Source organism: Enterobacter sp. 3U4 (assembly GCF_057224565.1).
This window is the reverse complement of the sequence record NZ_CP136665.1, coordinates 3,330,055-3,354,053: the sequence shown is the minus strand read 5'-3', so window position 1 is coordinate 3,354,053 and position 23,999 is coordinate 3,330,055. Positions and strand designations below refer to the sequence as shown.

At 58.8% G+C, this 23,999-nt stretch carries 24 protein-coding genes; 2 read left to right on the top strand and 22 right to left on the bottom strand.

Translation table 11 applies throughout. The features are described 5' to 3' along the window. Positions 1 to 46: 46 nt before the first annotated feature. The 11 genes from RVY89_RS16085 to hpaG form a co-directional block, all read right to left on the bottom strand. Positions 47 to 964: a helix-turn-helix transcriptional regulator gene (locus RVY89_RS16085; RefSeq protein WP_484825855.1), complete on the bottom strand. Its 918-nt coding sequence runs from the start codon at positions 962 to 964 to the stop codon at positions 47 to 49. A 178-nt stretch (positions 965 to 1,142) separates the two neighbouring features. After that, positions 1,143 to 1,655 (bottom strand): 4-hydroxyphenylacetate 3-monooxygenase reductase subunit, encoded by a 513-nt coding sequence (locus tag RVY89_RS16080; protein WP_484825854.1) that lies wholly within the window; start codon positions 1,653 to 1,655, stop codon positions 1,143 to 1,145. Positions 1,656 to 1,672: 17 nt separating this feature from the next. Further along, complete coding sequence (gene hpaB / locus RVY89_RS16075; protein ID WP_008501307.1) at positions 1,673 to 3,235, bottom strand: 4-hydroxyphenylacetate 3-monooxygenase, oxygenase component; 1,563 nt, start codon at positions 3,233 to 3,235, stop codon at positions 1,673 to 1,675. Between the two features lie 197 nt (positions 3,236 to 3,432). Next, positions 3,433 to 4,323 carry a 4-hydroxyphenylacetate catabolism regulatory protein HpaA gene (hpaA, locus tag RVY89_RS16070; RefSeq protein WP_484825853.1) on the bottom strand — a complete coding sequence of 297 codons (891 nt, stop codon included), beginning with the start codon at positions 4,321 to 4,323 and terminating at the stop codon, positions 3,433 to 3,435. Between the two features lie 9 nt (positions 4,324 to 4,332). Beyond that, complete coding sequence (gene hpaX / locus RVY89_RS16065) at positions 4,333 to 5,685, bottom strand: 4-hydroxyphenylacetate permease (protein WP_484825852.1); 1,353 nt, start codon at positions 5,683 to 5,685, stop codon at positions 4,333 to 4,335. 21 nt (positions 5,686 to 5,706) lie between these two features. Beyond that, the gene (gene hpaI, locus RVY89_RS16060) at positions 5,707 to 6,504 is read right to left on the bottom strand and encodes a 4-hydroxy-2-oxoheptanedioate aldolase (protein ID WP_484825851.1); all 798 of its coding nucleotides are present in this window, start codon (positions 6,502 to 6,504) and stop codon (positions 5,707 to 5,709) included. Between the two features lie 9 nt (positions 6,505 to 6,513). Beyond that, a complete protein-coding gene (gene hpaH, locus RVY89_RS16055) occupies positions 6,514 to 7,317 on the bottom strand; it encodes a 2-oxo-hept-4-ene-1,7-dioate hydratase (RefSeq protein WP_484825850.1) in 804 nt (267 codons plus the stop codon). Positions 7,318 to 7,424: 107 nt separating this feature from the next. Further along, on the bottom strand, positions 7,425 to 7,805 hold the full coding sequence (locus RVY89_RS16050) for a 5-carboxymethyl-2-hydroxymuconate Delta-isomerase (RefSeq protein ID WP_484825849.1): 381 nt from the start codon (positions 7,803 to 7,805) through the stop codon (positions 7,425 to 7,427). A gap of 9 nt (positions 7,806 to 7,814) precedes the next feature. Beyond that, positions 7,815 to 8,666 carry a 3,4-dihydroxyphenylacetate 2,3-dioxygenase gene (gene hpaD, locus RVY89_RS16045; protein ID WP_484825848.1) on the bottom strand — a complete coding sequence of 284 codons (852 nt, stop codon included), beginning with the start codon at positions 8,664 to 8,666 and terminating at the stop codon, positions 7,815 to 7,817. 2 nt (positions 8,667 to 8,668) lie between these two features. Continuing rightward, complete coding sequence (gene hpaE / locus RVY89_RS16040) at positions 8,669 to 10,135, bottom strand: 5-carboxymethyl-2-hydroxymuconate semialdehyde dehydrogenase (RefSeq protein ID WP_484825847.1); 1,467 nt, start codon at positions 10,133 to 10,135, stop codon at positions 8,669 to 8,671. After that, positions 10,132 to 11,409 (bottom strand): 4-hydroxyphenylacetate degradation bifunctional isomerase/decarboxylase, encoded by a 1,278-nt coding sequence (gene hpaG, locus RVY89_RS16035; RefSeq protein WP_484825846.1) that lies wholly within the window; start codon positions 11,407 to 11,409, stop codon positions 10,132 to 10,134. Before hpaG ends, hpaE begins: the two co-directional genes overlap by 4 nt. A gap of 270 nt (positions 11,410 to 11,679) precedes the next feature. Between hpaG and hpaR the strand changes: the two genes are divergently transcribed. Continuing rightward, the gene (hpaR, locus tag RVY89_RS16030) at positions 11,680 to 12,120 is read left to right on the top strand and encodes a homoprotocatechuate degradation operon regulator HpaR (protein ID WP_023334396.1); all 441 of its coding nucleotides are present in this window, start codon (positions 11,680 to 11,682) and stop codon (positions 12,118 to 12,120) included. An 83-nt stretch (positions 12,121 to 12,203) separates the two neighbouring features. Further along, entirely contained in the window at positions 12,204 to 13,868 is a 1,665-nt protein-coding gene (gene tsr / locus RVY89_RS16025) for a methyl-accepting chemotaxis protein (RefSeq protein WP_484825845.1), read from the top strand. A gap of 92 nt (positions 13,869 to 13,960) precedes the next feature. Here tsr and RVY89_RS16020 read toward each other — a convergent pair whose 3' ends face one another. From RVY89_RS16020 to opgB, 11 genes are all read right to left on the bottom strand, one after another. After that, on the bottom strand, positions 13,961 to 14,467 hold the full coding sequence (locus tag RVY89_RS16020) for a GNAT family N-acetyltransferase (protein ID WP_484825844.1): 507 nt from the start codon (positions 14,465 to 14,467) through the stop codon (positions 13,961 to 13,963). Positions 14,468 to 14,496: 29 nt separating this feature from the next. Next, positions 14,497 to 14,970, bottom strand: a complete 474-nt coding sequence (locus tag RVY89_RS16015; protein ID WP_484825843.1) for a hypothetical protein — start codon at positions 14,968 to 14,970, stop codon at positions 14,497 to 14,499. A 1-nt stretch (position 14,971) separates the two neighbouring features. Beyond that, the gene (locus RVY89_RS16010) at positions 14,972 to 15,712 is read right to left on the bottom strand and encodes a winged helix-turn-helix domain-containing protein (RefSeq protein ID WP_484825842.1); all 741 of its coding nucleotides are present in this window, start codon (positions 15,710 to 15,712) and stop codon (positions 14,972 to 14,974) included. 126 nt (positions 15,713 to 15,838) lie between these two features. Next, positions 15,839 to 16,795, bottom strand: coding sequence for a Csu type fimbrial protein (locus tag RVY89_RS16005; protein ID WP_484825841.1), 957 nt, complete (start codon positions 16,793 to 16,795; stop codon positions 15,839 to 15,841). Further along, positions 16,786 to 17,781, bottom strand: coding sequence for a fimbria/pilus outer membrane usher protein (locus RVY89_RS16000; RefSeq protein ID WP_484827945.1), 996 nt, complete (start codon positions 17,779 to 17,781; stop codon positions 16,786 to 16,788). The genes RVY89_RS16005 and RVY89_RS16000 overlap by 10 nt, the downstream gene beginning before the upstream one ends. Positions 17,782 to 18,016: 235 nt before the next feature. Continuing rightward, positions 18,017 to 19,069: a hypothetical protein gene (locus tag RVY89_RS15995; protein ID WP_484825840.1), complete on the bottom strand. Its 1,053-nt coding sequence runs from the start codon at positions 19,067 to 19,069 to the stop codon at positions 18,017 to 18,019. Beyond that, positions 18,990 to 19,766, bottom strand: a complete 777-nt coding sequence (locus tag RVY89_RS15990) for a fimbrial biogenesis chaperone (RefSeq protein ID WP_484825839.1) — start codon at positions 19,764 to 19,766, stop codon at positions 18,990 to 18,992. The genes RVY89_RS15995 and RVY89_RS15990 overlap by 80 nt, the downstream gene beginning before the upstream one ends. Before the next feature lie 2 nt (positions 19,767 to 19,768). Next, positions 19,769 to 20,263 (bottom strand): Csu type fimbrial protein, encoded by a 495-nt coding sequence (locus RVY89_RS15985; protein ID WP_371899464.1) that lies wholly within the window; start codon positions 20,261 to 20,263, stop codon positions 19,769 to 19,771. A 32-nt stretch (positions 20,264 to 20,295) separates the two neighbouring features. Continuing rightward, the gene (locus RVY89_RS15980; protein ID WP_484825838.1) at positions 20,296 to 20,838 is read right to left on the bottom strand and encodes a helix-turn-helix transcriptional regulator; all 543 of its coding nucleotides are present in this window, start codon (positions 20,836 to 20,838) and stop codon (positions 20,296 to 20,298) included. Beyond that, positions 20,835 to 21,473: an EAL domain-containing protein gene (locus RVY89_RS15975; protein WP_484825837.1), complete on the bottom strand. Its 639-nt coding sequence runs from the start codon at positions 21,471 to 21,473 to the stop codon at positions 20,835 to 20,837. The genes RVY89_RS15980 and RVY89_RS15975 overlap by 4 nt, the downstream gene beginning before the upstream one ends. Positions 21,474 to 21,653: 180 nt before the next feature. After that, complete coding sequence (gene opgB / locus RVY89_RS15970) at positions 21,654 to 23,945, bottom strand: phosphatidylglycerol--membrane-oligosaccharide glycerophosphotransferase (protein ID WP_484825836.1); 2,292 nt, start codon at positions 23,943 to 23,945, stop codon at positions 21,654 to 21,656. Between the last annotated feature and the right edge of the window lie 54 nt (positions 23,946 to 23,999).

The following is a 23,999-nucleotide window of genomic DNA, read 5'->3' as shown; positions in this document are numbered from 1 at the left end:
TCAAAGGCGGCGGCGAGCGGTTTCGGCTCGCCGCCATCAGGCGAAATTATGTGATTGAGATCACTTGATTATTCGGGTTGCGCTCCACGGCCAGATAGCTTTCCAGCGTCCTAATGAGCTTCTCCTTCAGCCAGCTCGGCTCCAGAATCTGAATATGGGGCAGCCAGTAGAACAGCAGCGGCAGGATCTGGTTCTCGTGGGCCGCCTGGCAGCGCAGCGTGACGCCGTCCTGTTGCTCCTCCAGAAGCTCCTGTTCCGGCAGAAGATCGCGGCGCAGGAAGTAATGTGAAATATTATCTTTGATGAATATTTTCACCGCGAAAGTATCTTCGGACACCCAAGGGTCGAGGCTTTTTTCCAGCAGCGCAAGGACATTTCCTTCCGGGGTGAAGGTCGTTTTCTGAATATCAAACCAGCTAATCTGGCTCAATGAGAAGGATTTCAGGCGGCTATTTTCGGTAGCTTGTAAATACCATATATTTTTTTTGTTAATGAGTTTATAGGGATTAATCAGCCGGGTTTTGCCCTTATAAACAATCTGACAAACATTATGGTTTTTAATCGATCTCTCGATTTTCGTTAAATGACGGCGAATATCGCGTTCTACCGTGTGTTCGGCTTCATTCGCAAGAATAAGAATATGGTTTTCGTCAACGCGCGTTTCAAGATTCTGCCAGAATTCCGTATTTCTTTCAGGGAAAAAGCTATCAGCATTCAGAAAGTTAGCCAGAGTGTGATGCAATCCTTGTCCGCCGGGCGATTGTGCAGAATGAATCAGCCGATATAGCCCGTTACCGGTATGTTCAACAATGGGAGAGAGTGCATTTAAATCCCGGTAGACGGTACGCTCGGTAATTTTAAATTTCTCCATTAGCGCACTGCGGTTTACCACACCGTTTAAATGTAGCTCAAGAAGAATATCGACCAGACGTTCAGCCGAGCGGCTCCGCGTCGTTTTAGCCATAAGGTCATCCTGTATATATAGGCATGCGCTGAATGATGCGGGTGCACTGACAGGCGGCGTCAGTATTCAGTCACAGAAAATTTCTCTTATGGGTATATAACGGCGTGATTTAGCGGAAACCTTAGGAGTTTTTGTAGAAAGCGGCGCTGGCCGGAAAAAAAGGCCAGCGCGAGGGGGATTACAAGGCGGCTTCCGCCTCCAGCATGACCGGGTGGAAACGGCGCCTGAAGTAGATCAGGCCGTGTCCCGCGTCACTCAGGATGATGTTTTTAATTTCAACAAGATAAACCAGATGCGTGCCGATGGTTTGTACCTGGCTTATTTCACCTTCAAGGCTGGCCAGCGCGCCCTTCAGCACCGGCTGCGCCAGCGGGCCTTTCTGCCAGCAGGAGAGGGCAAAGCGCTCCTCCATCGTCATTCCGGTCATCCCGGCGAAATGGCGAGCCATGATCTCCTGCTCGTGGTTCAGCACGTTAACGCACAGCCTGCCGTTGCCCTGAAATACCGGGTTCATGGCGCTGTTGGCGTTGATGCACACCATCACTGACGGCGGCGTGTCCGTGACCGAACAGACCGCGGTGGCGGTAATGCCGCAACGGCCCGCCTCGCCCTCGGTGGTGACAACATTAACCGCGGCCGACAGGCTGGCCATCGCATCGCGAAAACGCAAGCGTTGTTCATCTAAATGCATTGCTACCTCCCGCTGCGCTATTTCAGCAGCTTATCCAGCATGTTGATATCGCTGTTATTGTGCAGGTGCGGCACCGTCCAGCCGTGTTGGTCGTATTCGGACATGCAGCGGTCGACCATCGCCATCATCTTGTCCATGTTACCGGAGCTCTGCGCCTGGCGCAGACACTGCAGGCGGATCTCATCCTGGCTGCCGGAGTAGTTAATTTCGTACAGCTCGTGACGACCGCCAAACTCGCTGCCGATGGCATCCCACATCAGTTTCAAAATCTTGATGCGTTCGACGTGATCCATGCCGTTGGAGCCGCGCACGTATTTCGCCAGATACTGGTCGATCTGCGGGTTGTTCAGATCCCGGGCGCTGGACGGCAGGTAGATCAGCCCGGAGGTGACGTTACGCTCGATGATGTTCTTGATCTTGGCGTAGGCCATTGGCGCCATCACGCGGTAGGTCTGCAGCGCGGCGTGATCCGGCAGATACGCGCCGTTGACCCACGGAGTGGCTTCGGAACACATGGAGTCGCTCAGCGCCCAGAACATGTTGCGCCAGGCTACCACTTCGCCGAGATCCGCCTGCACGCCGCGAAACTCCAGGGTGCCGGTACATTCCAGGGATTTCTTCAGCAGGGCGGTGATGAAGTCGAGCTTTACCGCCAGGCGCACGCAGGCCTGCAGCGGGTACATGCGGGCGAAACCGCCCTCCATCGTCCAGCGACGGCAGCGGTCAAAATCGCGGTAGATCAGCACGTTTTCCCACGGGATCAGCACGTGATCCATCACCAGGATGGCATCGTTCTCATCGAAGCGGCTGGAGAGCGGGTAGTCGTACGGGGATCCGGTTGCGCCTGCCACCATCTCGTAGGAGGCGCGGGAGATGAGCTTCACGCCCTCGGCATCCATCGGCGCGACGAACATCAGCGCGAAGTCCGGGTTTTCGCCCATCACCTGCGCGGAGCCGAAGCCGATCATGTTGTAGTGGGTCAGGGCGGAGTTGGTGGCCACCACTTTCGCGCCGCTGACGATAATCCCGGCGTCGGTCTCTTTCTCCAGCTTGATGTAAACGTCTTTTACCTCGTCCGCCGGCTTGTGGCGGTCGATCGGCGGGTTAACGATAGCGTGGTTGAAGTACAGGCCGGTTTCCTGAATGCGGGTGTACCAGTTGCGGGCGTTCTGCTCGAACTGGCCGTAGAAGGCCGGGTTGGCGCCGAGGGCGCAGCCGAACGCGGCTTTGTAGTCCGGCGTACGGCCCATCCAGCCGTAGCTCAGGCGAGACCACTCGGCGATGGCATCGCGCTGCTGGCGCAGGTCGTCGGCGCTTTTCGCCACGCGGAAGAACTTGTGGGTATAGCCGCCGCTGCCGGTGTCGGTGCCCCAGCACAGCGTGTCCTGCATATCCGGCTTGTGCAGCGCGTCGTACATCTGCGCGATGGAGGCCGCCGCATTGCGAAACGCCGGATGGGTGGTGACGTCTTTGACGCGCTCGCCGTAGATATAAATCTCACGACCGTCCTGCAGGCTTTTTAAATACTCTTCACCGGTTAACGGGCGTTTGGCGTCAGCGCGGAACTCTTCAGGCTTCATAGGGGACCTCGTATCGGAATTGGGGTTGTTAAATTTATGTTTTGTTTTTGTTGTTTAATTGAAGCCTGAGAGGGACGTAACGTGAAGGGACGATTGGGACAACGGCGGGTACTTTTCGGGCGGGATGTGGTTTTGTGATCTGTGCGCCTTTTCGGCGGGTGGCGCTGCGCTTACCCGCCCTACGAACCGTGATACGTTCAGGAAACCGGTACTTTCTGCGCCCGATACGCGCTCGGCGAGCATCCCACTAAGCGGTTAAAAAAGCGGGCGAAATAGGCCGGATCTTTGAACCCCAGCTGCCAGGCAATTTCGCTGACGGTGCTGTCGGAGAAGAGCAGCAAGCGTCTGGCCTCCCGCAGCTGGCGGTCGAAGATCAGGCGTTTTGGCGGGCGGTTGGCGAAGCGGCGGCAGATATCGGTCAGGCGGGATTCGGTCAGGTGCAGCTCGCTGGCGTATTCCGGCACCGTCCAGTGCTGGTGGTAGTGGCTGTCGATCAGCTGGGTAAAGCGCTGGAACAGCTTCAGCTCGCCGCGCATGCCGCCTGAGGCGTGGTCGTCGAGCTTCGCGTTGCGCAGCAGCAGGGTAAACACCGCCTGCGCCAGCAGGACTAGGGTATGCTCGCGCCCGGGCAGCTGCTCCGTGGATTCCCGGGCGATCAGCTGCCAGTAGTGCTTCAGCGCCGCCAGCTCGTCCGGCTTATCCGCCAGCGAGAGGCAGATCCCCGGCAGGCCAAACGCCTCCCGCGTGCCGGGATAGAGCACCTCCAGCAGCGGCCAGATCAGCTCCTCGCGCACCGTCAGCACGTGACCGTCGCTGTCGGATTCGGTGATAAACGCGTGCGGCACCGACGGCGGCGTGAGGACAAACAGCGGCGCCTGCACCGAATAGCGGTGATCGTCGAGCTGGAGCTCAATCTGTCCGGTATCGAGAAAGTGCATCTGAAAATACTGGTCGTGACGATGCGCCTGCATGTCGCGGCCAAAAAAGGCCGCCATGCGGGCGAACGACTGGTAGTGCACATCGTCGGTGCCCAGACTTTCGTCGTACTCCTTGCTGATATCGATGTTGGTAATTGGGCTCTGGCACATACCCGCTCCCTAGTGGATCTTCTGCGCCGCGATGCCCGGCTCGCGTTCAAGGCTTTCGCGCTGCGTCATCGGAATGCGCGTCAGTACCAGCGCGCCGACCACCAGCAGCCCGGCCACAAACCACAGCCCCGAGCTGAAGCTGCCGGTCGCGTCGCGCAGGATCCCAATCAGCAGCGGGCTGACGGCGGATCCGACGTTGCCGATAGCGTTGATCACCGCCAGCGCCACCGCGCGGGACTGCAGGCTAATAACCCGATCCGGCGTGGTCCAGAATATCGCCATGGCGGTAAACGATCCGGTTGAGGCCATGATGATGCCAAGCAGCTGGATCAGGCTGTGATCGGTGGCCGAGGCCAGCATCCATCCCGCCGCCGCGAACAGGTACGGCAGGATGGTGTGCTTTTTTCGCTCTTTCAGCCTGTCGGAACGGCGGCTCCACCAGATCATCCCGAGGATGGTGCAGAACTGCGGGATTGCCGCCAGCAGGCCGATGACGATATTGCTGCTCCCCGTGTTGAAGCTTTGCAGGATCTGCGGCGTCCAGATGTTGATCGCGCTCAGCGTGTTGGTCAGGCAGAAGTAGGCCAGCGTGTAGAGCAGCACCGCCGGGGTCAGCACCTCGCGCAGCGTCGAACGCGGCGTGATGGATTGGGCAATGGCGACCTCCTGCTCCCGGGCTATCATCGTTTTCAGCGCCTGTTTTTCGTCGTCGTCCAGCCAGGTGGCCTGATCCGGCGTGTCGTTGAGGTAAAACCAGGTCACCACGCCGAGCACCACCGACGGCAGCCCTTCAAGCAGGAACAGCCACTGCCATCCTTTGAGGTTCCACAGTCCGTCCATCGCCAGAATGTACCCGGAGAGGATCGAGCCGAGCATCATGGTCACCGGCATGGCGATCATAAACAGCGCGTTGGCGCGGGCGCGGTGATAGGCCGGGAACCACCAGGTTAGATAGACCAGAATACCCGGCAGGAAACCGGCTTCGGCAATGCCCACCAGCATGCGTAAAACATAGAGCGTGTGAGGGCTGGTGGCGAACATGGTGCAGGTGGAGGCAATGCCCCACACCACCATGATCCCGGCGATCCAGCGGCGTGCACCGATCTTCGCCAGCATGATATTGCTCGGGATCCCGCACAGCACGTAGGTGACGTAAAACAGCGTCGCGGCCAGGCCAAACATGGTTGACGTGAGGCCCAGATCTTTACCCATCGTCAGCCCGGCGAAGCCGATGTTGATGCGATCGAGGAACGAGAAGACAAACAGAATAAAGAGAAAGACGATCAGGCGGCGGAACAGCTTGTGAATGACGCGGTGTTCAACAGCTTTATTATCATGGGTTTGAAGGGTAGAGGTCGTCATGGTGCGCTCCAGATCTTACGTTTAGTAGACGGATTTATTGTTATGAACTGACGTAACCGGTGTTTCGATAAAGCGTGCCGCCAGCGCTTCCGCGCCGCGGGCAAGCAGGGTAGTGTCGACCCCGACGGCAACAAACAGCGCGCCGAGTTCAAGGTAGCGTTTTGCCAGCGTTTCATTCGCCATCAGGATGCCGGGGGCTTTACCGGCAGCGCGTATCTGCGCGATCGCCTGCTCAATGGCGGCCTGCACCTCCGGGTGCTGCGGATTGCCGGCAAAGCCCATATCGGCGCTCAGATCCGCCGGGCCGATAAACACGCCGTCGACGCCTCCCACGTCCAGGATCTGCGGCAGGTTTTTCAGCGCCTCGCGGGTTTCAATTTGCACCAGCACGCACATGGCGTCGTTGGCCTGCTGCAGGTAATCGGGAATGCGGTTCCAGCGCGACGCGCGCGCCAGGGCGCTGCCGACGCCGCGAATACCCGCAGGCGGGTAGCGGGTGGAACGTACCGCCAGCCGCGCTTCGTCGGCGTTTTGCACCATCGGCACCAGCAGGGTTTGCGCGCCCACGTCCAGCAGCTGTTTGATCTGCACCGGGTCGTTCCACGACGGGCGCACCACCGGCTGGCTCGGATAAGGGGCGATGGCCTGCAGCTGGGTTAAGACGGTCTGCACGCTGTTTGGCGCGTGCTCGCCGTCGATCAGCAGCCAGTCAAAGCCTGCTCCGGCCAGCAGCTCGGCGCTGTAGCTGCTGGTCAGCCCCAGCCATAAGCCAATTTGCGGACGGCCTGCTTCCAGCGCCGCTTTAAATGCGTTTTGCATCGTGCTCTCCTAGACAAAGCGGCAGCTGATGGAGCCCATGTTGCCGTAGTCGACGTGGAAGGTGTCGCCTCTGCTGGCGGGCACCGGGCGGGTAAACGAGCCGCCGAGAACGATCTGGCCAGGCTCTAGCTGCACGTCGTACGGCGCCAGCTTGTTGGCCAGCCACGCCACGCCGTTGGCCGGGTGGTTAAGCACGCCTGCGGCCACGCCGGTCTCTTCGATCACGCCGTTGCGGTAGAGCAGGGCGGAGATCCAGCGCAGATCCAGCTCGTCGGGCTTGATAGGACGGCCGCCGAGGATCACGCCCGCGTTGGCGGCGTTATCGGAGATGGTGTCAAATACCTTGCGCGGACGCTGGGTTTCCGGGTCAACGTTGTGGCAGCGGGCGTCGATCAGCTCCAGCGCGGGGATGACGTAATCCGTGGCGTTATAGACGTCGAAGATCGTGCAGTTCGGTCCGCGCAGCGGCTTTGCCAGCACGAAGGCCAGCTCCACTTCAATGCGCGGAACGATGAAGCGATCGACGGGAATGTCGCTGCCATCGTGGAAGAACATGTCGTCCAGCAGCGCACCGTAGTCCGGCTCGCCGATCTGCGAGCTGGCCTGCATCGCTTTGGAGGTGAGGCCGATCTTGTGGCCTTTCAGCACGCGGCCTTCGGCAATTTTCAGGCTGACCCATTCGCGCTGGACGGCGTAGGCGTCTTCAATGGTGATCTCCGGGTAGTCCAGCGAGATCGCGCGGATCTGCTCCCGGGACTGTTCCGCCTGATGCAGACGATGGGCGATCAGGGTATGGGTGTGTTTATCGAGCATGGCGATATCCTTTGTGCGGCTGTTGCCGGGTAGCGCTTCGCTTACCCGGTCTACGTTCGGGGCCGTTGTAGGCCCGGTAAGCGAAGCGCCACCGGGCAAGCAGACGGCTACTTAAACAATGCGTGCACGTTGTTCTGTTTGTAATTAAGCGTTGGGTGCAGTTCGTCGAGCTCGAACGACAGCGCCAGATAGCGGGCGGCCATCAGCTCCGCGAAGTGCGCTTTGATAAGCTCAAACAGCATCTCCCCCACGGCTTCCCGGCTCTCCAGACTGCGCCCCGCGCCAATCTTCAGCGTCATATGCGCAAAGGCGTAATCGTGTTTTCCGTCGGCCATCTGCCAGGTGTCCAGCCAGTGGGCGCGGCTGCGGATACCGCCGAGCGGGAAGATGCCCGTGGCGGCGAGCGCCTCGTTCACTTTGGCAAACAGCCCCGGCAGGTCGGCCTGCTGGCGTATGTTGTCGGTACATTCAGCAATAAAGTGCGGCATGGTGGCTCCTTACGCGGGCAGGGGGAAAACGGCGTTGACCTGGCCGGTGCCGGAGCTGGCGAACAGCTCGGTGAGAAACTCCACCTTGCCGTCGTATTTGTCCCAGCCGAGCATGCCCAGCAGCATCACCGTGTCGTGCATGTTGCCCTCGCCGTAGCAGTAGTCGGCGTACTCCGGCAGCATGCTGCAGAATTCTTTGAACTGGCCTTCACGCCACAGCTTCACCACGCGCTCGTCCATCTGGCGGTCGAACTCGCGGGTGTAGCTGTTCATCCCTTCCTCGGCGCGCTGATCGTCGATAAAGCGGTGCGACAGCGAGCCGCTGGCGAGCACCGCCACGGTGCCGTCGTATTTCTCAATGGCGCTGACGATGGCCTCGCCCAGCCTGCGGCTGTCGGCGAAGTCGTGAACCGTGCAGAACGCCGAGATGGAGACCACTTTGAAGTGCTTATCCGCGTTCATGTAGCGCATCGGCACCAGCGTGCCGTACTCCAGCTTCAGGCTCGGAATGTTGTGCGCTTTGGCGCGTACGCCAAGCTTCACCGCCTCGTCGGCAATCAGCTGGCCGAGTTCCGGGTTGCCGTCGTAGTCGTAGGTCATGTCGCGGATAAAGTGCGGCAGCTCGTTGCTGGTGTAGACGCCCGCAAAATGGTCCGCACAGTTGATGTGGTACGCGCTGTTCACCAGCCAGTGGGTGTCGAACACGATAATGGTATCGACGCCCAGCTCCCGGCAGCGCTTGCTAATCTCTTTGTGTCCGTCGATAGCGCCCTGGCGGCAGCCGTGGTTTTTACCCGGCAGCTCGGAGAGGTACATCGACGGCACGTGGGTGATTTTTGCCGCTAACGCTAATTTACCCATTTTCAGATCCCCCACTTTGGAATCGGATGGTCGCCCATGGAGATGCAGACGTTCTTCATCTCTGCGAACACTTCGAAGCTGTACTCGCCGCCCTCGCGGCCGGTGCCGGAGGCCTTCACGCCGCCAAACGGCTGGCGCAGATCGCGCACGTTCTGGGTGTTGACGAACACCATGCCCGCTTCGATGCTGCGCGCCAGACGCAGCACCTTGCTGACGTCCTGGGTCCAGATATACGACGCCAGGCCGTACTCCACGTCGTTGGCCAGCCGCAGTCCTTCCGCTTCGTCCTTGAACGGCAGCAGGCATGCTACCGGTCCGAAGATCTCCTCCTGCGCTACGCGCATGCGGTTATCAACGTCCGCCAGCACGGTCGGGCGCAGGAAGTTGCCGCCCTTCAGGTGCGCAGGCAGGTCGGTCGGTTTGTCAGGGCCGCCCGCCAGCAGGGTTGCACCCTCTTCAATACCGAGGCGGATGTAGCCGGAGACTTTTTCCCAGTGCTGCTTGCTGATGAGTGCGCCAATCTGGGTGTTTGGATCGGTCGGGTCGCCCACGCGCAGGCGGTTGGCGCGTTCGGCAAAACGTTTGACGAATTCCGGGTAGATGCTCTGCTGGATAAAGATGCGCGAGCCTGCGGTGCAGCGCTCGCCGTTGATGGAGAAGATGGTGAACAGGGCGGCGTCCAGCGCGCGCTCGATGTCGGCATCCTCAAAGATCAGCACCGGGGATTTGCCGCCCAGCTCCATGGAGTACTTCTTCAGCCCGGCGTTTTTCATGATGTTGCGCCCGGTGGCGGTGCCGCCGGTGAAGGAGACGGCGCGCACGTCGTGATGGCGCACCAGCGCGTCGCCTGCCGTTGCGCCGTAGCCCTGCACCACGTTGAGTACGCCCGCCGGAATACCCGCTTCGAGGGCCAGCTCGCCCAGACGGTCGGCGGTCAGCGGGGAGAGCTCGGACATCTTCAGCACCGCGGTATTACCTAAGGCCAGACAGGGCGCGACCTTCCAGGTGGCGGTCATAAACGGCACGTTCCACGGCGACACCAGCGCGCAGACGCCCACCGGCTGCACCAGGGTGTAGTTGAGCATCTTGTCGTCGACCGGGTAGGTTTTGCCGTTCATCTGCTGACACACTTCGGCGAAGAACTCGAAGTTGTGCGAGGCGCGGGGGATCAGCACGTTTTTGGTCTGGTGGATCGGCAGGCCGGTGTCGGCGGTTTCCATGGCGGCGATCTCCGGTACGTTCTGGTCGATCAGATCGCCCAGACGACGCATCAGGCGCGCGCGCTCCTTCATCGGCAGATTAGCCCACTTCGGGAACGCCTCTTTGGCGGCGGCGACGGCCTGGTGAATTTCAGCCTCGCCGCCGGAGACGACTTCCGCTAATACCTCGCCGGAGGCCGGGTTGGTGGTGTGGAAGTACTCGCTTCCCGCGACGTTTTTACCGTTGATCCAGTGGTTAATCTTTTTCATTTTGCCGTCTCCTCACTCACAATTCGGTTCACCAGGCGTCCAACGCCTTCGACTTCCACCACCACTTCATCGCCCGGTACCACGTCGGACAGCCCCTTCGGCGTGCCGGTGGCAATCATGTCGCCCGGCTGCAGGGTCATAAAGTCGCTCAGGTATGCAATCAGGTACGGGATGCTGAAGATCAGATCCGCCGTGGTGCCTTCCTGACGCAGCTCGCCGTTAACGAAGGTGCGCAGGGCGAGGTTGTGCGGGTCGGGAATGGCCTCTTTTGGCACGACGTTTGGGGAAATGGGGGTCAGCCCGTCGCGGCTTTTCACCCGCAGGTTCGGGCGGTAGTAGTTTTCCAGGTAGTCGCGGATGGCGTAGTCGTTGCAGACCGTATAGCCCGCAACATAGTCCATCGCCTCGGCTTCGCTCACCTTACGGGCGGTTTTGCCGATGACCACCACCAGCTCCGCTTCATAGTGCATGTACTCGATGTTGTTCGGGCGCACCGACGTCTGGTTGTCGCCGTTGAAGGTGTTCGGCGCTTTGATAAAGACCAGCGGCTCGGTGGGCGGCTTGAAGTCCAGCTCGCTGGCGTGATCGGCATAGTTCAGACCGAGGGCAAACAGCGTGGCGTGCGGCGGCGTGCGGTGCGTGCTAGCGACGTCGCGCTCATCCACCACCGGGTTTTCCAGCGGCGGAAACCCCTCCGCCAGAATACGCACCCGATCGCCCGGGCGGACCTCAACGCGGCTTTGCGGAGTACCGAGCAGGATCGCATCGCCGGGATTAAGGGTGGCGAACTCGCTCAGGGCGCTCAGCAGTTCGGCGGCGCTTCGCTGCAGATCGGCCGTGTTCCAGTGGTCCGCTTCGCGGCCGTTGATCTCGGTGATGATGGTCAGGTTATCCACGTTATCAACGGCGACAAGTTCGCCGAGCGGGCAAAATCCGTCCCGGCATTTAGCCTTGATGGCCGGGCGGTAGAAGCTCTCTTCCGGCAGGCTCACTTCGTTGGCGAGCGCATACCCCGCGATGTACTCCGCGGCGTCCTCCACGCGCACCTTGCTGGCGGTTTTGCCCACTACCAGCGCCACCGTGGCGCCGCTCAGCACCGTTTCCCCCTGCGGGAACGGAATGGGCTCGCCCGCGCGAATCACCGTGTTATGCGGTTTGATAAACCACACCGCCGTTTTCGGCGGCGTGTTGTAGGGGGCTTTTTCAAACGCCTCGCGCCAGGCTTCACGCTGGCTTCGATGGTTGAGAGCGACGGCAAAAACGGTACCTTTCATTCATATACTCCTCATCCCGTTAGTCCGGGTTATGATTTCGTTAATATGTTAATGATCTGGTTTTATGCTTTTGCTGTTTATTTCGCAATCAGAAGTGAAAAATTTGTGATATGAATAACAATAAATTTACATATTGGTTTTTATTTATATTTAAATCAGTTTGTTAAGAAAATCGAATGGTTTCTGTTAGACTTTTTGACGGAAAACGTGTTGTTTATAAAAGCATCTTTTAGTGATTGTTTACTTGTTAATGACTAGCGGGGAGAGGCTATGCATGATTCATTAACCATCGCGCTGCTGCAGGCGCGGGAAGCGGCGATGTCGTACTTCCGCCCGATCGTGAAGCGCCATAACCTGACCGAGCAGCAGTGGCGCATTGTGCGCGTGCTGGCTGAACATCCGTCGATGGATTTTCACGATCTGGCGTTTCGCACCTGCATCCTGCGCCCGAGCCTGACGGGCATTTTGACGCGGATGGAGCGTGACGGCCTGGTGCTGCGCTTAAAGCCGGTGAACGACCAGCGCAAGCTGTACGTGTCGCTGACCAAAGAGGGGAATGCGCTGTATGAACACGCCCAGGCGCAGGTCGAAGAGGCGTATCAGCAAATTGAGGCGGAATACACGCCGGAGAAGATGAAACAGCTGACGGCGCTGCTGGAAGAGTTTATTGAACTCGGAAACCGGCATAACGCAGCGCGGGAAGAAGAGTAAAAACCACAAATTCCAGGATGAATTTCGTAAAGTTTTCCCTTTCCAGGCCGAAAATTCTGTATCTGTCTGAGGAAAGAGAAAACATGTTAAACCGTATCAAGATTGTCACCAGCTTAATGCTGGTTTTAGCGATATTTGGCCTTTTACAACTCACATCCGGTGGTCTTTTCTTTAATGCCCTTAAGAATGACAAAGAGAATTTCACCGTCCTGCAAACCATTCGCCAGCAACAGTCCACGCTGAACGCCAGCTGGGTAGCGTTGCTGCAAACCCGTAATACCCTGAACCGCGCGGGTATCCGCTACATGATGGACCAGAGTAATATCGGCAGCGGCGCGACCGTGAACGATTTGATGCAAATTGCCTCTGCGTCTCTGAAACAGGCGGAAAAAAACTGGGCTGCCTACGAAGCCCTGCCGCGCGATCCGCGTCAAAGCGATGCGGATGCCATGGAGATCAAGCGTAACTACGATATCTACCACGGCGCGCTGGCGGAGCTGATTCAGCTGCTGGGCGCGGGCAAAATCAACGCCTTCTTCGACCAGCCGACCCAGAGCTATCAGGACGGTTTTGAGAAGCAGTACGTGAGCTACCTGCAGCAGAACGACAAGCTGTATCAGACGGCGGTCGAAGACAGCAACAGCTCCTTCAGCCAGGCTATCTGGGTGCTGATCAGCGTCCTGATTGCCGTGCTGGTGGTGATTGTGGCCGTCTGGCTGAACATCAAGCAGACGCTGATCTCTCCGCTGAATCGTCTGATCGACAACATTCGCCATATCGCCAGCGGCGACCTGGTGAAGCGCATTGAGGTTCAGGGCACCAACGAGATGGGTGAACTGGCCGACTCGCTGCGCCATATGCAGGGCGAGCTGGTGCGTACCGTTGGCGACGTGCGTAACGGCGCGAATGCGATCTACAGCGGCGCGAGCGAAATTGCGATGGGCAACAACGACCTCTCCTCCCGTACTGAACAGCAGGCCGCTTCCCTGGAAGAGACCGCTGCCAGCATGGAGCAGCTGACGGCGACCGTTAAGCAGAACGCAGAGAACGCCCGTCAGGCGAGCCATCTTGCCCTGAGCGCCTCCGAAACCGCGCAGAAAGGCGGCAAAGTGGTGGATAACGTGGTGCAGACCATGCGCGATATCGCCGGCAGTTCGCAGAAAATTGCCGACATTATCAGCGTGATCGACGGCATTGCTTTCCAGACCAACATCCTGGCACTGAACGCGGCGGTAGAAGCGGCGCGTGCGGGCGAGCAGGGCCGTGGTTTTGCGGTGGTAGCAGGTGAAGTGCGTAACCTGGCCCAGCGCAGCGCCCAGGCAGCACGCGAGATCAAGAGCCTGATTGAAGACTCCGTGGGTCGCGTGGAAGTGGGTTCAACGCTGGTAGAAAGTGCCGGTGAAACCATGGGCGAGATCGTGAATGCGGTTACCCGCGTCACGGACATCATGGGTGAAATCGCCTCTGCGTCTGACGAGCAGAGCCGCGGTATCGACCAGGTAGGGCTGGCGGTGGCTGAGATGGATCGCGTGACCCAGCAGAACGCCTCGCTGGTAGAGGAATCTGCCGCAGCGGCAGCCGCACTGGAAGAGCAGGCAAGCCGTCTGACTCAGGCCGTGGCGGTGTTCCGCATTCAGCAGGAGCAGATGAAAGCCCGCGAATTCGCTTCTGCGAAAACCGTTGCAGCACCGGCGATGGCGCGTAAAACGGTTACCGCTGATGCTGGTGATAACTGGGAAACGTTCTAACGCCGTAAGTTGTGCCGGGTGGCGGCTGCGCCTTACCCGGCCTACGGTTTAGGGTTTTGTAGGCCCGGTAAGCGCAGCGCCACCGGGCGATATTACAGAGGCAGGCGCATGGCGCAGCGCGTTTCATACACGAAACCGTGCGCTGTCTCTTCTTCCCTTTTCTGACGCAGTTCAGGCGTCAGCGTCGTCATTTTTTCAAACCCCAGCCGCGCATAGAACGGCGCATTCCATGGTACGTCCCTGAACGTCGTCAACGTCAGCGCTGTCAGCCCCCTGTTACGCGCATGATCTGCCGCGCGGGCGATTAGCTGCCTGCCGATCCCTTTTCCCTGCCAGTTCAGATCAACCGAGAGTTCGACAATAAACAGTGATGATGGATGGGGTTCAGCAAGGATAAACCCGACGGGCTGGTCGTTCGCCAGCGCCAGCCAGCTTAGCCCGCGTTCGACATAGCCGAGGTGTTGCTCAGCGGAAATGACCTCGCCATCGGCAAGCCAGGCGAGTTCCGGAACGTCACGGAAGCGCCCGGCCGCCGCGCGTTCAATGGCGGACAGGGCGGCAACGTCTTTGAGGGTGGTGGGGCGAATGCGAATATTCATGGCGGCAAGTATAGCCTGACCCGTCGACATTATTCCGAGCAGATCAGCACCGGCGAATAGAAATTGCTGATCACCAGCGCGTCTTCCGGCGTGCGCTCGATCGTCAGAAGCCTTTTATTGCCCAGCGTCAGGCCGGCAACGTATTTTTCAAAGACCCCGGGCGGCATGGCGTCATGGCTAAAACGCTCCACTTTTTGAATAACGATCTCATACAGCTCGCCCTCCACGTGACGCCATTTAAACATCTCCTGGCGGGAAACCTCCCAGCTTCGCGGGGCATTCACTACGCTGCCGTTAACCGTGATGTACCCCGTTTTGTCGGGATGAAAACGCATAATGATCTCACCGTCAAAGGTGAAATCGTGGCTGTCGCGCCGGTCAGAGAAGGTCAGGTTTCCGTCGCAGGCCACCGACAGCGGGGGAGTGTGAAAGTACCATGCCAGCACGGTGCCCAGCAGCAGCAGGTTGAGGAGCAGGATCAGCCAAACTTTTTTGTGTCTCATATCACCACTCGTAATAGTAAAGCGTACGACAGGCGCTGGCTTTACCCTGCGTGAGGGAACATTGGGAGAGCACCAGCCGCCCTTCGTGGCCGTAGAAAAGCGTTCTCTGAATGTGCATGTAGAAAATTGAGTTTTTCAGGCACGGAAGATGGCCGTCCTTCTGAAGCGTTTGCGCCAGCGTAATCGCCTTCCCGTGAAACACGTCCGCCAGCGGCGTAAAGGTGTAGACCGGACAGGTGCCAATATGCGTCAGCAGATGGATCTCCCTCTGTGAGTTTTCTGGCTTGATCAGCGCGATCCAGAGGCATAGCGAAACGACGACCAGCGTGAGCGCGCCGCAGAACAGCCATTCCGGGCGAATGCGCCATGCAGGTTTTGCCGTTTCGGCGGTCGGCGGGGCCTCCTCCAGCGGAGTGACCGTGACGTCCGCGCTGAGCATAAAGCCCGTTTTCGGTACGGTAACGATAAGGAGCTCGTCGGGAAGAAGGGTCGCCAGCATCTTGCGCAGAATGCTGATGTACTGGTTTAAGGAGTTGTTTGACCCCTGCAGCCCTCGGCGATCCCAGACTTCCTGGAGAAAGGTTTCCCGTTCAACCACGTTCCCATGATGCTGAACCAGCAGCCTCATGATGGTATTGGCCGTACAGGTGAGGAGCTGCGCATCCTCATCCGGCGCATTGATAAGAGAAACAGAACCGTCCTCGTCGTTGTAGACGATGGCGTCAGCAAGCAGGTATTTCATAAGTTCTTGTAATTAAAACAGAGATAACGAATAAAAAGAGAAGGTTTACACCTTCCGGGCAGCACTGCTGGCTATTTTAACGCCACTGTTACCGATAACATTGATCCAGACAGGATTTTGGGTGATTTAATAAGTCAGGGTGATAATCACGTCATCAATAAATTCCCCGGTGCCGGTTAGCGGCTGCGCCGGAACCTCGCCGTATACGGTGTAGTTCTGGGTGCCGCCTTCGGGATTCGTGACCTGCAGCGCATCGCCGCTGCTTTGATCTCCCCAGCGTTGCGTGGCCGCCGCATCCTGCCAGAGCCCGTAGCGCAGGCACTGGCCCTCGCTGTTGCAGAGCTGCCGCTGATTACCGCTGGCATGGTTGCCTTTGCCCATCGCAAGGGTGAACGCGGTTCCGGCCGGACAGCGCGTGGTGAGGGTGGCGGTAGATCGCGTCGGGCGCAGGGTAGCGGTGCTGGTCAGGGTGCCGAAGTTAAGCGGCGTCACACGCTCGATGTAGCACCCCTGGCTGATTTCGGCCTGCGCGCTGGTGCCGCCCTGCACCTGCTCCCCCTCTGCCGAACCGTCCGAGCAGTTTTGCAGCGCATCCTGACGCAGGGCGCTGTGCCAGGCGATGCGCAGATTCATGTTGTAGTTGTAATAGTGGTAGGCCGGAAGCTGGCTTTGCCCTGCCGGAATGGTGGCGACAAGCGGAAAGGTACCGCTGACGTTGGCATTGCTTTCCGCGGCCAGAGTCTGCTGAATCAGGTTCCCGCTGCTGGCAGGCCCCAGCTCCTGAGAGCGCGCTGCGCCGTTAAGCAGGCGGAAGAGGAGGGTGTACTGTTTCCCCTCCTGATCCCCCGGCGAGATCATCTCAAAGGGCGGGGCGTCTACGCTGCTCAGACAGACGTTGAGATATTCCGTCCTGCCCTCGTTGTCGGCCTGGCAGCTAAATTTGACCTCGGTGTTGACGGAGGTGGAATTGCCCGCCACGACGTTGCCAAAGTTAATGGCGGGCATGGAGGTTATCCAGCAGGCTGCCGCCATTGCCTTCACGGACACGACGAGCAGCAATAATAACGGCGCTCTTAATGACACAGTTGTTCTCCGATATTCTGTATAGATGACGCGGTACGCGGCGCCGGAAGCGTGACCCGGCACTCCCCCTCACCGGTCTTCACCACCAGCTCACCCGGCAGGGGCGGGTCTTCAAGCCAGATAAAGCCGTCGCGTCCAACGATGGTGGCACCCTTCGGCGTTGACACGACGCTGCCCAGCGGGAGCGGCCTGCGGCGGCTGTCGACCAGCCGGGCCTGAACCGTGACGGCGTGATGGACGTTAAAATCGACTTTCACCGCGCTGCTGTTGCCCGGCCTGGCATGCATGTCGGTGACGGGGGCGATCACATCGGCAGGCAGGTCGAGCGGGTTAATGCTGACTTTGCTGTTGTGGTAGCGCGGCAGGTCGGTCAGCAGGAGATAACCGTCCTCATCCGTTTCACCGGCCGGGCGGTTTTCCAGCATCACCGGTACGTGCCCAACGCCGTGCGTGGACACCAGCGCCATGCCCTGCTGGATGTAGCGCAGCGCGTGCAGGCTGCCGTCCAGCAGCGTCAGACTGCCTTCGGCGGAGGCATACTTATTGCCCTGGCTGGCACCTTGCTGCAGCCCAGCGTGCCATTCGCCCGCTCGGCCCAGATAGCCTACGTCCGCATATCTTTCACGCCGTTCGCCAAAGCCCTGGCCCAGCGCCCATGACCAGCCGCCGGTCTCATCGTCCGGCTGGTGACGGTAATCCATGCGCGGCGTATCCCGGCTGGCCTGAACGGAGAGCGTGTCCTCGCGACCCAATGGGACGGAAAGCAGCAGCTGAACGTGACTCGACGCATCCGTAAACGAGCGGGTATAGCTTAGCGTGGTGGAGATGTGTGCCGGCAGCGACACCGACCAGGAGGCGTTGAGGTAGCGCTCTGTACTGCCCTGAATGTTCTGCTGTACCCAGCCCGCGCCCACGGTGCCGAAGTGGGGGACGGACTGGCTTACCCACACGCTGTCGCTGCGTCTGACGGGCGCGGCACCGCTCATGCGGGCGTTGTCGGCGAAATCCGCCTCGGTACGGACGGTGCTGGCTGAAATGCCCGTACCTCTGCCGTTCCACTGCCAGCCGAGTCCCCACTGAACGCCCCGACCGTAAGGGCTGTCGCTCACGGCAACGTGCTGGCTGACCACCCCTACGGCAGGAGAGACCAGCCAGTCAGCGCCCGTGCCCACGTTGCGCAGCCTGCGCTGCTGTTCCGTATGCAGCGCCAGCGTCAGGTGATTATTCACCCCATAGCGCCAGCCCGCGTCCAGCAGCGGCGAGGCGGCATAGTCGTCGGAGTGCAGGGCGTAGTTTTCGCGCATCCAGCCGATGTCCAGCGAGCCGCTGCTGAGCCCTTCCGCCAGCATGCCCGGCGCGCCGTAGAGATCGAGCTGTACGGCGCGACGCTGGCCGTTGATATCGGTCGACCTGCGCCTGCCCGCTTCCGGTGAAGGAGGGCAGGGTATCCAGCAGAAAGTCCCCCGGCGTGACGCGCTGGCTGCTCTGCTTAAGGCCGTCGATGTAAAGATCGACCGTGGAAGGCAGCACGGCCGTGTCGCTGTAGCGACTGCGCGGTTCGGTATTGAGCTGGGGATTGAGCTCAAAGTTACGTGCCCAGTGCAGTCCGCCAAAGCGCACCTGTCGGCTCCAGCGGGTGCCGGTGGTGACGCTGTCGCCCAGCGCCAGCGTCGTCAGCGAGTCGGTATTGTCCCACTGCCAGCGTGTTTCGAGACGGGTGTGGGTCGGTCGACCGGCGCTGTTTTCCTCCCCGGCATGGCTTGAAAAACTGCTGCTGAACGTTCCGGGCAGCCCGCCGGAGGCGGTCAGCATGGTCTGGGCGTTAAGCTGGCGCTTCCCCTGCGCGTCGCTGGCGTAGAGCGCGTATCCGAGCGTATACGCGCTGACGGGCTGCGCATCAGGATAGCGGTACATGGGCGTGGGCTTTGAGACGGTCAGATGCTGCTGGCCCTCGAGCGCGTCGGCCTCTGCGGTAATCGACACCTGCTGGGACAGCACGTCGAGATTGACCTTCAGGCCCGGCAGGGAAGTCAACTCAACCCACTCGGTGCGATCGTCCGGGGCGTGAAGCCCCAGCTTTTTCATGTCGCTGCGGCTTATCCATAGCGCATTATCCACCACCCGGCAGGCCCAGAGCTCGCCTCGCGGGGCGTGGTTCACGGTAATGGCCAGCCATTGAACGGTGTCGGCGGGTTCAGTCCGGGCTGACAGCATGAGCGGTAGCCAAAACAGGAGCGCGAGAAGCGAGCGGGCGCAAGGGTATCTGGCTGGCATGGTGGTCATCATTGAGATAGACGCGCAGCGTGCTGAGCGCGTGTCGTGAGGGCTGCTTAAGCGATAAAAGAGCGGTGTGTCCCGGGAGCACATAGCCCGCCAGGCCTTTAATCGACCCTATAACCTGCCCATCAGCCGTCAGGGCCTCAAGGTGGCTCAGGCGGATGTGGCGGTTTCCGGCGTTAAAGCAGCGGACGGTGGCCGGTATGTCTGCCTGCTCACAGCTCAGGGCATCGTGGCTGACGGGCGCGTTCTGGTTCCCGGCAATAAACACCGGAATCGAGTAGCGCAGCAGGAAGTGCACCGCGTTGGGATTAGCGGCACGGGACGTGGCGTCCGGTAATTCGTCGATGATCAGCCGGTAACTTTGTTCCTGTGCACGGATGCCGGGCTGCATGACGATAATGCGCACCAGCTGCTGCTGGCCCGGCGCCAGTGATGTCATCGCCGGGCTGCTGACCACCTCCCCGGTGGCCACCAGAACATCTTTATCGTTTTTTTGCGTCCATTCGTACACCCGAATCTGCGCATGGATGGCCGCCTTCCCACTGTTAGTGAGATAGACCGCCGCTGCCCGCTGATCGCTCTGCAGGTCGAGCGTTACCGGGGCTACCTGAAGCGTGGCGGCCAGCGCGTAGCGCGACAGCAGCGCCAGCATCATGAGCCACAGAATGAAGCAGGGAAGGTAGCGACGCACGATCAGTACTCCAGTTTTAACGTGATATCGTCGCTGTAGGCACCGGCCTGGGCGGTTGTCAGCGCCCCAGCGTCAATAACGCCATACAGCGTTTCCTCCTGTTCCGCACCGTTGCCGGTATCGTCCAGGCCATTCGTGCCGGTGATTTGCGTCTGCTTGCCTTCGTCGGCAAAGAGTTTCCACGCAATCTTCTGCGCGCCCGTTTCGCCGTTTTCCGGCTTCAGCCAGAAGGTACCGTTTTCGCCGTCGTTGCTGGTGGCGGTGAGGGTGAAAGGCGTGCCGTTGGTACAGACGATATCGACCTGCGTTTTGGCCTGGATTTCGCTCGACTCATCGGAGCCGTGACGCGAGAAGTTGAGGTCGTTGGCTTTGAGGGTGCACGACTTCACGACCTCAAGTGATACGTGCATCGTCGCGCTTGCCGTACTGTCTGCGGCAATCGCGGCAGCAGGAAGCAGGAGGGCGGAACAACATACGGCAGTGGTGATAATTTTCATGATCTTATTTCCTGACGTGAGTAACAGTGCAATTACAAAGAGAATGACTGAGCGTCCAGCAGGCAGAGTTTTCGATAAAACTCCGCCAGGCTGTGGCAGCAAAATTTGTTCATCGCGTTACGCTTGTGGGTGTAGATCGTTTTAGGGGACTTATTCATAATTTTTGCGATCCGAACCGGACTGAACCCTTTATGGAGCAACATGCAAACCCGCCTCTCCTGATACGAGAGCGTGGCGGCGTTTTCGAAGGCGAATGTCGTGTCGCTAAAACAGTGGCTTAGCTGTGCAAAAGAGAGGTTGTCCGCGACGACTCGAACCCGCTCGTTGCGCAGACTGGCGTGAACGTCGCAGACCCGCGCGGCATCCGTAAATACCAGCCAGTTCTCTCCGACGTGCGTATTGAGCAGCCGTTCCTGCAGGCGTATAAGCCCTTCCGGATTAACGTCATTGATCCAATACATCTCCGGGCGAGGGGTAACAGACGTCGAGATTATCGAAGTGAGGCCAAGCCATAAAAAAGTATTCCCGCTCAGAACGATAACCTGATAGCCAGCATTCGGAATGAAGGGGGTCATTTTCTACCCCACAGATAGCCCTGGCCGTAATCGGCCGCGCTGGCGCGGGCCAGCGCGAAATCACCCGCGGTTTCGATGCCTTCGATCAGCACCTTGCTGGCGACGCGCTTGCACTGGCGGGTGAGATGCAGAAACTTAGCCTGCTCGGTCCGTCCGTTCCAGAAGGTATGTTTGTCAATTTTGATGCCGCAGAAGCGGATCTGGCTGGTCAGAAGGTCGGGAAGAAGGTCTTCGCAGACGTCGTCTGCCCACACTTCTATCCCCCACTGATGGAGCGTCGCGATGCATTTCCGCAGCACCTGGCTTTGCGTATCGTCGAGTTGGACCATCGTATGGAGATCGGTGATCTCGATAGCAAGTCTCTCCGGGCACGGGGTTTCTTCTTTTAGCCTGTCGAGGAAGTCCGTTTCCAGCAGTAAATCCGATGTCGCATTGAGATAATACTTATCGCCATCCTTGCAAAACATGGCGTGACGAAGCTGCGCAAAGAAGTGCGCTTTACGCTGCGTCGCGGGCATTGAGCCAAAGTAATCTTCAAGATTGACGTTGGGCTTTGCCGTGGACAATACCTCCCAGGCAATCACATTTTCACTGCGCAGTGCCCGGATGGATTCGAACTTATAGCCGGTTAGCATGATAAAAGTGCGTAACGCTCCGTGGTGACTTCAGGAGCTGCACATTTTATGGATTTGCTTTTTGGCGGGATATTTATAGATAAAAATGGCTTATATAAAGTGTTTTTATCTAATTTATAAGCGATGCATAGGATTATTTATTTTCATAAGCGCCCGGCAGAACGCCGGGCGTGACGCGTATTAACCCGCTTTGCTGACGATTTTGATTTCAACCATGCCGATCCCGAGCTCACGCGGTGAGTGCCCAAGGATGTTCCCCTCATTTGTAGACTGCGGCTCCGGCGGCACGATCACCAGGGTATTGCTGCGCGAAGGATTCTCAAAATGCAGCGTGTGCGTGCTCACGTCGTTTCCAAGCGTTAACATCTGCTCCCGATCCCCCACGCGCACGGGGACGGGCTTGTTAGCATTCGGCCCATAAGCCCTGGCGGTGATCACCAGGTCGAACTGTTCCGGCAGGGGATGGGTGTACTCAATTTTCACCTCATTGCCCAGCTGCGCGTTGGACCAGCGCCCCCAGGACTCCGGCCGCGAGATGCCGCTAAACTGCTTCACTTCTTCCGGCGCGCCGGCCACGTTAAAGATAAAGCTGTCCGCTTTGTAGCGAATATCGTTGTCGACGATCTTCAGCATGTCGACGTTACGCTGATAGCGCGCGGTATCAATCACCGTATCGTTGAACGCGGTTTTGCCTTTCCACTGCGCCTTATCCACGTGCTGGACGGTTTGCTCCCCGCCAAGCTGGCCCTGAGAAACGCACCAGTCGGTAGAGAGCGCCAGCGGCTGCGACCAGAGCTGGCCCATTTTGTAGCACCGATCAATCCAGACGAAGTTATCGCGTGGCGCGAAATCGGCCAGCTGATAGCGCAGCGGCGCGGAATATTCGCTTTCTGGCAGCGGCTCAACGCGACCCTCCGATACGCGTACCAGCAGCGGCAGGCGGAAGTTGCTGCCCGAGAAGGCAATGGTGTTTTTATCCCGATCGATGGTGAAGTCCTTCATCTCTTTCGGGAAGTTCCACAGGCGGATAATGTCTGGCTTCCAGGCGAGGATTTTATCCTTCATGTTGAGGAACACTTCCGACAGGGACTGCCCCGACAGCGTGCTGCGGCCAAGGCCAATAAAGTTGTCGCCGCCCAGAATGTCCAGCACGGTGGCGCCGTTATCCATGGAGTTGCGTTTGGTGGCGATCTCCTCCTGCTGCGGCTGGTCGCCGCGCAGGACGAAGAACAGATTGCTGCGATCCTGCTTGTTGAGCTGCTCCCAGGCGCTGTTTTTCATCGCCAGATGGTCAGACGAAACCACGATTACGGTGTTTTTAAAATATGGCGAGGCTTTGATTTTCTCGACCAGCGCGGCAATGTGCTCCTGGCTGCAGGTGACGGCGCTGAACGATTTGTTGTTCTTGCCATCAACGTCATAGCTTTTGCGCTTGCAGGTGCGCGAGACAAATCCGTCCGGATGATGGGTATCCACCGTCAGCGCAAAGAGGGAAAAACGCTTGCCCGCGCGGGAAAGTTCCTCGAATTTCTTCCAGGTTTCGTCGAGTACCGTATCGTCATAGAAACCCCAGTCATTGCGGTAGCTCGGATCGGCAACGGTCGTTTTTAATTCTTCTGAGCCATACAGGTGATCAAAACCGTGGGATTTCAGGAACACATCTTTTCCGGCGAAGCGCAGGTTTGCCCCCTGCACAAAATAGTTTTCGTAGCCGGAGTTTTTCAGGATATCGCCGAGGCAAATATTCTGCGGGAAGAAGGTCGACATCGAGGCTGAGGCGTTACCTTCAAAAGGGGCGAACAGCGGGATACCACACTGGGAGGCAACCATCCCGGCAATCGTGTAATCCGTACCGGGCAGCTGCATAGTGTGGCTGAAATCGAGACCTTCATTTTTCAGCGCACCCAGGTCCGGCGTCAGGTCAGGGAAGGCATCGTTATCAAAGTACGTGCGTTCCAGGCTTTCACCATATATGTAGACCAGATTGAGCTTCGGGTTGGCGATCGTTTTCGACGGTTCTTTGTAGTAAGCCGCGAAATCCGGATCGCCGTCGCGCGACTGGGACTTCACCAGCTCGGTGATCTGATGGAACGCCGGGCTGGCGTCGACGGAGGCCAGCGCCAGAAATAACGCCAGCAGGCTGTAGCCATGATGATGCGGATGATGGCGACGTCGACGCAGCACCCAGGCCAGCGCGCCAAAAATCGTCACCAGCGCGACGATAAGGCCGAGTCCCGGCAGAATGTACTTGCCCACACCCGCGCCCGTCAGGCTGTTCGTCAGCGTGTAGAGTACCGCATCGTTAATACCGTCACCGGTAAAGTAATCGCTGGCGTATAAGGTAATGTTTAAAATAATAAAAATGCCGAGCACCACCAGCGTGGCGATAAACCACCAGGTGTGACGGCCGGCTTTGCAGGCGTAAACGCCGACAGAAGCCAGAAAAAGGATAAGAGACATGATTTCAGACAACAGCATATCCTCGTGACGCCAGATGCTTCGCTGGCTAACTGTTTATTTTTTGGG